Source organism: Streptomyces sp. NRRL F-4489 (genome assembly GCF_001509485.1).
Taxonomy (GTDB): Bacteria; Actinomycetota; Actinomycetes; order Streptomycetales; family Streptomycetaceae; genus Streptomyces.
On sequence record NZ_LLZI01000265.1, the window covers coordinates 109,511 to 120,381 of the forward strand.

General features: G+C 74.3%; 12 protein-coding genes and 7 tRNA genes. 10 read left to right on the forward strand and 9 right to left on the reverse strand.

Annotated features, from left to right (window positions below; genetic code table 11):
* Positions 1–89: 89 nt before the first annotated feature.
* Positions 90–815 carry an exonuclease domain-containing protein gene (locus ADL22_RS28235; RefSeq protein WP_066985879.1) on the forward strand — a complete coding sequence of 242 codons (726 nt, stop codon included), beginning with the start codon at positions 90–92 and terminating at the stop codon, positions 813–815.
* A 172-nt stretch (positions 816–987) separates the two neighbouring features.
* Here the strand turns inward: ADL22_RS28235 and ADL22_RS28240 are convergent.
* From ADL22_RS28240 to ADL22_RS28250, 3 genes are all read right to left on the reverse strand, one after another.
* Positions 988–1,059, reverse strand: a tRNA-Val gene (locus ADL22_RS28240).
* Between the two features lie 84 nt (positions 1,060–1,143).
* Positions 1,144–1,614 carry an SRPBCC family protein gene (locus ADL22_RS28245; RefSeq protein WP_066985927.1) on the reverse strand — a complete coding sequence of 157 codons (471 nt, stop codon included), beginning with the start codon at positions 1,612–1,614 and terminating at the stop codon, positions 1,144–1,146.
* An 87-nt stretch (positions 1,615–1,701) separates the two neighbouring features.
* Positions 1,702–1,773, reverse strand: a tRNA-Val gene (locus ADL22_RS28250).
* A 421-nt stretch (positions 1,774–2,194) separates the two neighbouring features.
* Here ADL22_RS28250 and ADL22_RS28255 point away from each other — a divergent pair.
* Positions 2,195–2,608: an SsgA family sporulation/cell division regulator gene (locus ADL22_RS28255; RefSeq protein WP_003959770.1), complete on the forward strand. Its 414-nt coding sequence runs from the start codon at positions 2,195–2,197 to the stop codon at positions 2,606–2,608.
* A 309-nt stretch (positions 2,609–2,917) separates the two neighbouring features.
* Positions 2,918–3,484 carry a CGNR zinc finger domain-containing protein gene (locus tag ADL22_RS28260; protein ID WP_066985882.1) on the forward strand — a complete coding sequence of 189 codons (567 nt, stop codon included), beginning with the start codon at positions 2,918–2,920 and terminating at the stop codon, positions 3,482–3,484.
* A 36-nt stretch (positions 3,485–3,520) separates the two neighbouring features.
* Here the strand turns inward: ADL22_RS28260 and ADL22_RS35850 are convergent, their stop codons facing one another.
* Positions 3,521–3,676 (reverse strand): hypothetical protein, encoded by a 156-nt coding sequence (locus ADL22_RS35850; RefSeq protein WP_199836394.1) that lies wholly within the window; start codon positions 3,674–3,676, stop codon positions 3,521–3,523.
* Between the two features lie 68 nt (positions 3,677–3,744).
* Complete coding sequence (locus tag ADL22_RS28265; protein WP_066985888.1) at positions 3,745–4,191, reverse strand: hypothetical protein; 447 nt, start codon at positions 4,189–4,191, stop codon at positions 3,745–3,747.
* A 175-nt stretch (positions 4,192–4,366) separates the two neighbouring features.
* Between ADL22_RS28265 and ADL22_RS28270 the strand changes: the two genes are divergently transcribed.
* Complete coding sequence (locus ADL22_RS28270; RefSeq protein ID WP_066985891.1) at positions 4,367–4,909, forward strand: DsbA family protein; 543 nt, start codon at positions 4,367–4,369, stop codon at positions 4,907–4,909.
* A 76-nt stretch (positions 4,910–4,985) separates the two neighbouring features.
* On the opposite strand, the gene ADL22_RS28275 is transcribed toward ADL22_RS28270, so the two are convergent.
* The 3 genes from ADL22_RS28275 to ADL22_RS28285 all read right to left on the reverse strand — a co-directional run bounded on the left by ADL22_RS28275 (position 4,986) and on the right by ADL22_RS28285 (position 7,770).
* The gene (locus ADL22_RS28275; RefSeq protein ID WP_066985894.1) at positions 4,986–5,816 is read right to left on the reverse strand and encodes a GNAT family N-acetyltransferase; all 831 of its coding nucleotides are present in this window, start codon (positions 5,814–5,816) and stop codon (positions 4,986–4,988) included.
* A gap of 62 nt (positions 5,817–5,878) precedes the next feature.
* On the reverse strand, positions 5,879–6,703 hold the full coding sequence (locus ADL22_RS28280; protein WP_066985897.1) for an aminotransferase class IV: 825 nt from the start codon (positions 6,701–6,703) through the stop codon (positions 5,879–5,881).
* Entirely contained in the window at positions 6,700–7,770 is a 1,071-nt protein-coding gene (locus ADL22_RS28285) for a chorismate-binding protein (protein WP_159048735.1), read from the reverse strand. The genes ADL22_RS28280 and ADL22_RS28285 overlap by 4 nt, the downstream gene beginning before the upstream one ends.
* A 177-nt stretch (positions 7,771–7,947) precedes the next feature.
* Here ADL22_RS28285 and ADL22_RS28290 point away from each other — a divergent pair.
* From ADL22_RS28290 to ADL22_RS28310, 5 genes are all read left to right on the forward strand, one after another.
* Positions 7,948–8,020, forward strand: a tRNA-Gly gene (locus tag ADL22_RS28290).
* 38 nt (positions 8,021–8,058) lie between these two features.
* Positions 8,059–8,132, forward strand: a tRNA-Cys gene (locus ADL22_RS28295).
* Between the two features lies 1 nt (position 8,133).
* A tRNA-Val gene (locus tag ADL22_RS28300) sits at positions 8,134–8,205 on the forward strand.
* A gap of 23 nt (positions 8,206–8,228) precedes the next feature.
* Positions 8,229–8,300: transfer RNA gene (locus tag ADL22_RS28305), tRNA-Val, on the forward strand.
* Between the two features lie 40 nt (positions 8,301–8,340).
* A tRNA-Val gene (locus tag ADL22_RS28310) sits at positions 8,341–8,412 on the forward strand.
* A 263-nt stretch (positions 8,413–8,675) separates the two neighbouring features.
* On the opposite strand, the gene ADL22_RS28315 is transcribed toward ADL22_RS28310, so the two are convergent.
* Complete coding sequence (locus tag ADL22_RS28315) at positions 8,676–8,882, reverse strand: hypothetical protein (protein ID WP_066985903.1); 207 nt, start codon at positions 8,880–8,882, stop codon at positions 8,676–8,678.
* A gap of 647 nt (positions 8,883–9,529) precedes the next feature.
* Here ADL22_RS28315 and ADL22_RS28320 point away from each other — a divergent pair.
* On the forward strand, positions 9,530–10,861 hold the full coding sequence (locus ADL22_RS28320; protein ID WP_066985907.1) for a serine/threonine-protein kinase: 1,332 nt from the start codon (positions 9,530–9,532) through the stop codon (positions 10,859–10,861).
* The last annotated feature ends 10 nt before the right edge of the window (positions 10,862–10,871 follow it).

Consider the following 10,871-nt stretch of genomic DNA (forward strand, 5'->3'; position numbering starts at 1 on the left):
ACAAGGGCGGTTCGAGCCGTCCCCGGGTCGGGTATCACCAGCTCGGGTGACGCGTGCCGTCATCCTCCGTACGACCGCGAGGAGTTGGGATGCCGCGCTGGTATGAGGGTCCGCTGGCCGCCTTCGACACCGAGACGACGGGCGTCGACGTCGAGCGGGACCGCATCGTCTCCGCCGCGCTGGTGGTCCAGGAGACCCCGCGCGCCGCCCCCAGGGTCACCCGCTGGCTGGTCAATCCCGGGGTGGAGATACCGGAGGCGGCGACCGCGGTGCACGGTCTGACCGCCGAGCACCTCGCGCTGCACGGCCGCTGGCCGGCGCCGGTGATGGAGGAGGTGGCGCGCGCCCTGGCGGCCCAGGCGGTGGCCGGCCGCCCGCTGGTGGTGATGAACGCGCCGTTCGATCTCACGCTGCTGGACCGCGAGTTGAAGCGCCACCGCGCCCGCTCGCTGGACGCGTATCTGGCCGCCGGCCCGCTGCACGTCCTCGACCCGCGCGTCCTGGACAAGCACCTGGACCGCTACCGCAAGGGCCGCCGCACCCTGACGGACCTGTGCGCGCACTACGAGGTCGAGCTGGCCGACGCGCACGAGGCGGCCGCCGACGCGCTGGCCGCGCTGCGGGTGGTGCGGGAGCTGGGCCACCGCTTCGCCGACCGGCTGGCGGGCCTGCGGCCGGCCGAACTCCACACCCGCCAGGCGGTCTGGTACGCGGCCCAGGCGCGCGGGCTCCAGGCGTGGTTCGCCCGCAGCGGCACCCCCGAGCCCGTCGACCCGCACTGGCCGCTGCGGCCGGAACTCCCCGCCGCCGCCTGATTCCCCGCGGTATCCCCCGTCCGGCATTCCGCCGGCGCTTTCCAGGCCGCCACCCCGGAAAAGGAAACGAAATTCCCTTTCCACGCCCCGTGCCCTTGCGGCCCCCAACTCCCCCGCACCGCCAACGAAAAGGACCGGGCCGCCTTTTCAGCGGCCCGGTCCGTGATCCCGGTGGGCGATACTGGGTTCGAACCAGTGACCTCTTCGGTGTGAACGAAGCGCTCTCCCACTGAGCTAATCGCCCGGGTTCCGGCGGGGTTTCCCCCGCGAACGACGTGAACGATACAGGCCGCCGGGCCCTTCCATCAAATTCCTGTCCCGGCCGCCGTCAGCCGCGGGCCAGCCAGGCCGCCAGCCCGCGCCGCCCGGCCCGCATCATCAGCGCGTGATTGAGCCGGAACAGCGGCCGCGCGGGCAGCGCCCACCGCCGCAGCGCGGGCTTGCACAGTTCCACGTCCTGCTCGAAGACGGCCCGGGTGCCGCCGGCCCCCGGCCGCACCGTCCAGCGCGCCCAGCCCTCCAGATCGCCGCGCAGCGCGGTCTCCAGCACCCCGGCCCCCGGGTCCCGCCGGGTCTCGGTCGCCACCACGGCCAGCTCGTACGGCAGGACGGAGCGGAACCGCGCGGCACCGCTGCGATCATCGAGCGGGGTGACCTCGCGCACCTGCGGCCACCAGCACGGATACGCCTCGCCCCGCTCCAGTACGGCGTAGACGACGGCGGGCGGGGCGGGCAGGAGCCAGACGCTGCGGAAGCGGTAGCGGTGCAGGCGGCCCGTGCGGCCGGTCGGGGCGGGCATGATCCCAGTGTGCGCCGCGGCGGGCCGGGACATGCCCCAACAAACGCGGCGGCCCGGAGACTTGGGTCTCCGGGCCGCCGTCCGGGGTGGGCGATACTGGGTTCGAACCAGTGACCTCTTCGGTGTGAACGAAGCGCTCTCCCACTGAGCTAATCGCCCGGGCGCACCGCCAACATTACCGCACGTCGGAGGCGCTCCCGACCACGGCGGCGGGACCCGGGCCGGATCCCGCGACCGGATTCCGCGCCTCCGCCCCGGCACGAACGGCCGGGCCCGAACGATCTCCGCGTCCGCGGCCCCCGCGCACCGTGCGCTCGGCGTCCCGGCCCGGCACGCCGAGCGCACGGAGATCACCGCCAACCCCTCCCACCTCCCTTACTCTGCGTATTCATAGCGACCGCGCAGCGGATGGATCCCGTTGGCCGGAATACCGCCGGGGACGATCTCGCAATCCGCCGTAAGAGGTACCTGAAGCCACCCAAAACCGTCAGAGGGGTTTACAACGGCACCGTAGGTGGCATGTCGATTTCGCCGACGTGCGAATCCCCGAGCGCACACTGAGCGAAAGGCCCTGGCGCTTATGAACACCACGGTCAGCTGCGAGCTGCACCTGCGCCTCGTTGTGTCGAGCGAGTCCTCACTGCCTGTACCCGCGGGCCTGCGGTATGACACGGCCGATCCCTACGCCGTGCATGCCACCTTCCACACCGGAGCCGAGGAAACGGTTGAGTGGGTCTTCGCCCGCGACCTCCTCGCCGAGGGTCTGCACCGGCCCACGGGCACCGGAGACGTCCGCGTCTGGCCGTCCCGGAGCCATGGGCAGGGCGTGGTCTGCATCGCCCTGAGCTCCCCGGAGGGGGAAGCCCTCCTGGAAGCCCCGGCGCGGGCACTGGAATCGTTCCTGAAGCGGACGGATGCCGCCGTACCGCCCGGTACGGAGCACCGGCACTTCGATCTCGACACCGAGCTGTCCCACATCCTGGCGGAGAGCTGAGACGCAGTACGCACACCCACCGCATCAACCCGCTCACACTTGCGACCGTCCGACTCGGGGAGACGGCGCAGGACCGACAAGTTCACACGGCACGCTCCGGCGCCGCCGCCGCGGACCCATCGCGGAGGCGGCGCCGAGGCGTGTCCCAGGCGCCATGGGGTGTCCGCGAAGTCCCGCCGTCCGCCCGGAAGGCGGGCCGGGCGCCGGACGGCGGGCGGGAATTTGCGGACACCCCTTAGAGTCGGCGACCATGCGCCAACGACTCCGGGGCGGCCGCGGCCGGCCCCGACCCGGCCAGGGAGCGGAACCGTGATGATCACCCATGACACCCGGTGCGCGCTGGACTCGGTCGTCGACCTGCTGAACAGCGCGCCCGAGGGCGAGGCCCCGGGCGCCCCGGACACCCTGACCGACCTCGCGGCCCTGGCGGACTTCGTCCGGCGCAACGAGATCAGCGGCGTCGGCGACCTCGGGCCGGGCGACCTCGCGGCCGTCCGGGCCCTGCGCGCGCGGTTCGCCGAGATCTTCGCGGCCGGCGACGACCGCACCGCGGCCGCGCGGCTGAACGCGCTGGTCGCCTCGGCGGGCACCACTCCGCAGCTCACCGACCACGACGGCTACGACTGGCACGTCCACTACTTCGCGCCCGGCGCCTCGGTGGCCGACCACCTGGCCGCCGACGGCGGGATGGCGCTGGCCTTCCTGCTCGTCGCCGGGGAGCGCGAGCGGCTGCGGCGCTGCGAGGCGCCGGACTGCCGGTACGCCTTCGTGGACCTCTCCCGCAACCGCTCGCGGCGCTACTGCGACAGCCGGACCTGCGGGAACCGGCTGCACGTCGCGGCGTACCGCGCCCGGCGGCGGGAGGCCGCGGGCTGACCGGCCGGCGGGCGGCAGGGGCCGCGCCGGCGGCGGTCACAGGATGTAGAGGTCGTGTACCGCGCCTAGGAGGAGCAGCAGGCCGATGATGGTCAGGAAGAGCATCAGGGGCGGCTGGGACAGCGCGAACAGGCAGCCGCGCGGTTCGGGGGACGGGGCGTCGTCCTGGGCGAGGGCGCACTCATCGTTCATCTCGCGCGCATCATCGCGCGGATGATCGTCCCGGAGGACGCAATACGCCTCTCAGCAGCGGGAGTTCATCAGATCCCGTGCTTTTTCAGGATCGCTTCGATGTCCGAGAAGTCATCCTTGGGGGCAACCTCCGCACCCGGGGCCGGCGTGCTCTTCGGGGCCTTCCGGCCGGCGCCGAGGGACGGCGCGGAGGCGGCCGGGGCCACCGCCTGCGTCCCCGGGCCCGACGCGGCCCGGCGCTCCCGGCGGCCGGATATCCCGCGGCGGCGCTCCGCGAACCGGCCGATGGCGAACAGCAGCGCGGAGAGCGCCAGCACCCCGAAGCCGGCCCAGACGGTGGGCTTGAAGACGATGCTCGTCACCCAGTCGACCACGCCGGTCATCACCAGCCCGACCGGGATCAGCGCGAAGGCGGCGATCCGCGTCGCGGCCAGGAAGCGCTTGCGGTAGGCGGTCAGCGCGGCGATGCCCAGGCCCGCTGCCGACACCGCGGCACAGACTGTCGAGGTCAGCATCCGGTCCTCCTGCCGGTCGAAGGGAACGAGCGGCCGTCGCGCTCTCCTCCTCCATCCTGCCCGCTCCGGCCCCGCCGGACCACGCTCCGGCCGCGACATCAGGGAGATCTCCGGGTCGCCCTCCTCCCCAGGTCCGGGTTCGTCCCCGGTACGGCGGGCTGGAAGACTTGGCCCCATGAACGCATCCGCCGCCCCCGGCCCCACCGGTCCCGCCCGCCCCGTCCTCGACGTGTGGTGCGATCTGCAGTGTTCCGACTGCGCCACCGCCCTGACGGACGTCCGGGCGCTGCGCGAGCGCTACGGCGACCGGCTGGAGATCCGGCTGCGGCACTTCCCGCTGGCCAAGCACAAGCACGCCTACGCGGCCGCCCAGGCCGCCGAGGAGGCCGCCGGGCAGGGGCAGGGCTGGCCGTACGCCGAAGCCGTGCTGGCCCGCGCCGAGGAGCTGGGCAAGGGCGGCGAGAAGGTGCTGCTGGACGTCGCCGGGAAGCTGGGGCTGGACGCCGAGGAGATCGACACCGCGCTGATCGACGGGCGGCACCTGCTGGCGGTGGACGCGGACGAGGCCGAGGGCAAGGCGATCGGGGTGACCGGCACCCCGACGTATGTGATCGGCGGCGAGCGGCTGGACGGCGGCAAGAGCCAGGAGGGCCTGCGGGCCCGGATCGAGGAGATCACCGACCGGCTGCTGGCCGGCGACGGCTCCACGGCGGGCTGACGGCCCCGCACCCCGCGTCCCCGTACCGCCCCGCGCGCCGGTCCGTCCGCGCCCGGTCCCGGACGTCAGCCGGCGGTCACAGGATCGGCTTCCACAGCCGGTACGCGCTGATTTGGTAGCCCAGCGAGCGGTACAGGCCGAGCGCCGGGGCGTTGTCCGGAGAGACGTTGAGCGCCAGGGAGGCGCGGCCCGCGGCCAGGGTCTCGCGCTCCGCGACCAGCATCAGGCTCCGGCCGTGCCCCGCGCCCCGGTACTCGGGCGCCACCCGCACATCCATGGCGTAGCCGCCGGGCTGCCCCGGGAGCCGCAGGGCGAGCCAGAGGGTGCCGACGTCGGCGCCCTCGTGGGCGAGCACCCGCAGGACGTGTCCCGGGGTGGCCGCGCCATCGGGCAGCAGCGCGTCGTGCTTCGCCGGGCAGGACCACTCGGCGCGTTCCCGGGGCATCCCCTGGGCGGTCTCCCGCCGGATGTGCTCGGCGATCGCGGCGTCCCGCCAGGCCGGGTACGCCTCCGCGGCCATCGGCCGGTCGGCGCTGCCGTCGGGGAGGGGCCCGGGGCGGGTCAGGGCCCGGGCCAGGACGCGGCTGCGTTCGGTGTAGCCCAGGGCCGCCGCGAGCCGTACCGCGGCCTCCGCGTCCGCCGGCACGGTCAGTTCGATCTGCCGGCAGCCCCAGCCGCGCAGCACCTCCTCGGCGGCCAGCGCGGCGACCGTGGCGCGGCCGCGGTGCCGGTCGGGCGCGTCCACCGCCAGGGCCTCGATCCGGCCCGCGGCGGGCCCGAAGCGGGCGTCCGTGGCCAGCTGGATCCCGCCGACCCGGCGGCTGTTGACGCAGATGTCGTAGGGGCGGGACCGGCGGCCGTCGGCGTGGCGTACCTCGGGGCCCGCGGGGCGCAGCGTAGTGGTCACGAGGACTTTCTACTCGCCCGCCGCGGGCCCGTCATCACCAGCGCGGGTCGAAGTCCGCATCGTCAGCGCGGGTCGGAGTCCGCGGCCGCTTCCCGTTCGAAGATCCGCATCGCCTCGGCGGTCACCGGGCCCGGCGCGTCCGGGAGTTGGCGGCCGTCGATCCGCGTGACGGCCTGGACGTCGCGCAGGGTGGAGGTCAGGAAGATCTCCTCGGCGCTCTCCAGGGCCGCCAGCGGCAGGTCGGTCTCCTTGGCGCCGGCCCAGGCGATGGTCAGGGCGCGGGTGATCCCGGCCAGGCAGCCGGAGGCCAGCGGCGGCGTGTGCAGTTCCCCGTCCAGGACGACGAAGACGTTGGAGCCGGTGCCCTCGCACAGCGCGCCGGCGGTGTTGGCGAACAGCGCCTCGGAGGCGCCCTGTTCGCGGGCGCGGGCCAGCGCGACGACGTTCTCGCCGTACGAGGTGGTCTTCAGGCCGGCCAGCGCGCCGCGCTCGTTGCGGGTCCAGGGGACGGTGACGGCGGCGGTGGTGTCCGGGCGGCGGGTGGTCGCGGAGACGGCGATGACCAGGGTGGGGCCGGCGTCGCCGCGGTCCGAGCCGAGCGGGGAGACCCCGCCGGTGTACGTGATCCGCAGCCGGCCCAGCTCCATCGGGTTGGCGTCCAGGACGGCCGCGCAGCCGCGCCGCACCTCGTCGAGGTCGGGCTCGGGCAGGCCCAGGCCGCGCGCGGAGGTGGCCAGCCGCTCCAGGTGGCGGGTGAGGGCGAAGGCCCGTCCGCGGTCGGCCTTGACGGTCTCGAAGACCCCGTCGCCGACCGTCAGGCCGTGGTCGAAGACCGAGACGCGGGCGTCCTCGGTGTCCCGCAGTGCCCCGTCCAGCCAGATCTTCATCGCTTGGTTCCTCCGCTCACTTCGTGCTCTCCGGACGCTACCGCGAGCAGTCGGCGCGCCTTCAACTCGGTCTCCGCCCACTCCCGCTCCGGGTCGGAGTCCCAGATGATCCCGGCCCCGGCACCGAAGCGGAGCTCCGGTCCGCCGGGGGCGGTCCGGTCGATCCAGAAGGTGCGGATGCCGACGTTGAGCCAGCCGGTGCGGCGGTCGGCGTCGACCCAGCCGATGCCGCCGCAGTACGGGCCGCGCGGCGCGGTCTCCAGTTCCCCGATGATCCGCAGGGCGCTGGACTTGGGGGCGCCGGTGACCGAGCCGGGCGGGAAGGTGGCGCCGAGCAGCTCCGCCCAGGCAGTCTCCTCGTGGGTCCCGTCCAGTTCACCGCGCACGGTGGAGACGAGGTGGACGAGGCCGGGGTGCTCCTCGACGGCGCACAGCGCGGGGACGGTGACCGAGCCGGTGGCGCAGACCCGGCCGAGGTCGTTGCGTACGAGGTCCACGATCATCACGTTCTCCGCCCGGTCCTTCGCCGAGAGGTCCGCGGCGGTGCGCCCGGTGCCCTTGATCGGGCCTGACTCGACGGTGCGGCCGTCCCGGCGCAGGAACAGCTCCGGTGAGGCGGTGGCGATCTCGACGCCGTGCGCGGGCAGGCGAATCGTTCCGGCATAAGGCGCGGGGTTGCCGCGGGCCAGTACGGCGGAGAGGGCCGCCACGTCGGCGCGGCCGGGGTCGGGCAGCGGCGCGGACAGGACCCGGCAGAGGTTGACCTGGTAGACCGTGCCGGCCGCGATGTGCGCCCGGATACGGCGCACGCCGTCCGTATAGGCGGCGCGGTCCAGCGAGCTGCGCCAGTCGCCCGGGGCGGGGCCGCGCCAGGCGCCGGGCCCCGGGCCGTCCGCCGGGGTCGCGGGGCGTACGTCGCCGAAGCGGGCGCACACCAGACCGCCCTCGAAATCGGCGGTCACCGCCCACCAGCCCGCGGAATCCAGGGCCGCGGGATCACTGGTCACATCCCGCAGGTCGGTGGCTATGAGGCCCCCGAAGCGGGCCATCGGAGCGAAATCGTGCACGTCAGTGAGTCTATGGCGGGGCACCGCCCGGCGCCCGGGCCGAGCGGGCACCGCAGCACGCTGCACAAACGCGTTTTTGTACTGGCCCGGGAATCCGCTAGAGTTCAACACGTCGCCGGGACGCGGAAGCGCCCCGGAGGCCAGGGAGCTTCCCGGAGCAGTCCGGGAGAGCCGCCCGCGGACGTAGCTCAGTTGGTAGAGCACCACCTTGCCAAGGTGGATGTCGCGAGTTCGAGTCTCGTCGTCCGCTCGATGTGGGGGATCATCCCGAGCCCCCCGCACACTCCTGGTGGAGTGGCCGAGAGGCGAGGCAACGGCCTGCAAAGCCGTCTACACGGGTTCAAATCCCGTCTCCACCTCCAAGGACGATTAGCTCAGCGGGAGAGCGCTTCCCTGACACGGAAGAGGTCACTGGTTCAATCCCAGTATCGTCCACTGACCCGGGCAGCCGGGTCCCAGCGCGATTAGCTCAGCGGGAGAGCGCTTCCCTGACACGGAAGAGGTCACTGGTTCAATCCCAGTATCGCGCACGCAGTGCCCGCGGTGATCATGCGAGATCCGCGGTCCCGAGGACGATTAGCTCAGCGGGAGAGCGCTTCCCTGACACGGAAGAGGTCACTGGTTCAATCCCAGTATCGTCCACACGCAAGGCCGAGGGCCGGAGCCGATGCTCCGGCCCTCGGTCGTTTCCGTGCCCGCGGCCAACTGCTGAGCGCGGCCGGGCACTTCGGCCGGGCGCCTCCCGTAAAAGCCCGATGGCCGGGCACTTCCCCGTAAACGCCCGATGGCCGGGCATCTCCCCAGATGCCCGGCCACTCGTGCCGTCCGCCGCACCCCCGTCCCCACGGGGTTTCCGGCCGGAGGTCCCCCGTCCCGGGCCGCTCTCCCGGGACCGGGGCGCCCGCTCAGCGCCCCAGCATTCCGGCCACGGACGACGCCTGTGTGACGACGGCCTCCCAGCCGCCGAAGACCACGGCCAGGAGGAACGCCAGCGGCACCGCCATGGCCACCGCTATGAGGGGATGGCGGGTGCCGGAGGGGCGGCGGCCGAGCGCCGCGGTGGCCCTGCGGCCCCGCGCCCCGAACGCCGTCCTTTCCATGCTGCGCGCCATCGCCCCTGCTCCTGTCGTGGTCCAGGGCGGCGGGCGTCTGACCTCGGGGGACGAGTGCTGCGCCCGCCGCTTGACCTCAAGGCTAGGCGGACCGGGGGCGGTCGGGCGTCATGCCGTCGTACCGCCTTGCGGCCTCCGGGAGGATGACGGGCGGGGCCCGGCCTACTCCCCTGGGTGGAGAGAGCGGGCTCCGAACCCAGGGAGATCCCTGACAGGGGCGCGCGGAGTCCGGGGCGGGCGCGCGGGGCTGTGCTGGGGACCGCGTACGGGGCGGAGCACGCGGGCGGCGGGGCGTTATCCGGTGCGAGGTGCCGAAACGGTGACTTCGATCACTTGGGGTGCTCCGCCACCGGACGGGAGCCTGCGGGCGGCGGCCCGGTCGCGGGCGCGGGGCACCGGGCCGGAGCGGCCGCACCTTTCGCAGCGTCAAAGTCCGCTGGGGGCAGGATCTTTGGGGTTCGGTGCGGGTATCCGGTGCGGTGGGCGGGGCGATTTGCCTCCGTGCGGCGGGGATCGGGGCGGCCGCCGGTAATCCGGTTGCCGACGCATGCGCGGCCTCTCAGCACAGCGAGCCGGCAATCCGTAAGCTGTGCCACGTCAGACGGTTGAGCGGAGTGGGGCCTCCCCACCGCAGGCAGGGGACGGACATGGCGATGATGCGGCTCCGACGCGAGGACCCGCGTGTCGTCGGCTCGTTCCGGCTGCACCGCCGGCTCGGCGCGGGCGGGATGGGCGTGGTCTATCTCGGCTCCGACAAGCGCGGCCAGCGGGTCGCGCTGAAGGTGATCCGGCCGGACCTGGCGGAGGATCAGGAGTTCCGGTCGCGGTTCGCCCGCGAGGTCTCGGCCGCCCGGCGGATCCGCGGCGGCTGCACGGCGCGCCTGGTGGCGGCCGATCTGGACGCCGACCGCCCGTGGTTCGCGACCCAGTACGTCCCCGGCCCGTCGCTGCACGACAAGGTGAACGAGGAGGGCCCGCTCTCCCCCGCGCAGGTGGCCGCCATCGGGGCCGCGCTGTCCGAGGGGCTGCTGGCCGTCCACGACGCGGGTGTGGTGCACCGGGACCTGAAGCCGTCCAACATCCTGCTGTCCCCCAAGGGGCCGCGGATCATCGACTTCGGGATCGCCTGGGCGACCGGCGCCAGCACGCTGACGCACGTCGGGACGGCCGTGGGCTCGCCCGGCTTCCTGGCGCCGGAGCAGGTGCGCGGCGCGGCGGTGACGCCGGCCACCGACATCTTCTCGCTGGGCGCCACGCTGGCGTACGCCTGTACCGCGGACTCGCCGTTCGGGCAGGGCAGTTCGGAGGTCATGCTCTACCGCGTCGTCCACGAGGAGGCGCAGCTGGCCGGGGTGCCGGACGCGCTGGCGCCGCTGCTCGCGGCGTGCCTGGCCAAGGATCCGGCGGACCGGCCGAGCACGCTGTCGCTGTCGCTGCGGCTGAAGGAGATCGCGGCCCGGGAGGCGCACGGCCTGTCGGGCGGGGCGTGGGAGGACGGCTCCGGGGGCTGGGGGCGCGCCGAGCGCGGGCCGGGGGGCCGGCCGACCGGGGAGCGGGCCGAGGAGTACGCGCGCCAGCGCACCGAGCGGGGGGCGGCGGGTACGCCCGCGCCGCGTCCCCGGCCGGCCCGGCCGCCGGCGGCGCGGGACGCGGCGCGGCCGCAGGGCCCGGCGTCGGGGGCGAACCCGCGGACCGGCGGGCGAGCGGGCGGCCGGGGCCCGGCGTCCCGGCCCACGGGGCGAAACGGTTCGCGCGGCCCGGTGCGTACGGGCTCCGGTGCCCGGCGGCCGGGCCCGGACCGGCGGCTGCTGCGGCAGCGGGTGGTGGTGTTCGTGGTGGTGACGCTGCTGGTGGCGCTGGGCATCGCGGCGGCCCAGGGCTGCCAGGGCCCGGCCCGGGGGCTGGGCGGGGGCGGCTCGGTGAGCGTTACGTCGTCGTACGGGCCGGAGGATGCGGGGCGCGGCGGCGGGGGGCTGTGAGGGGTGTGAG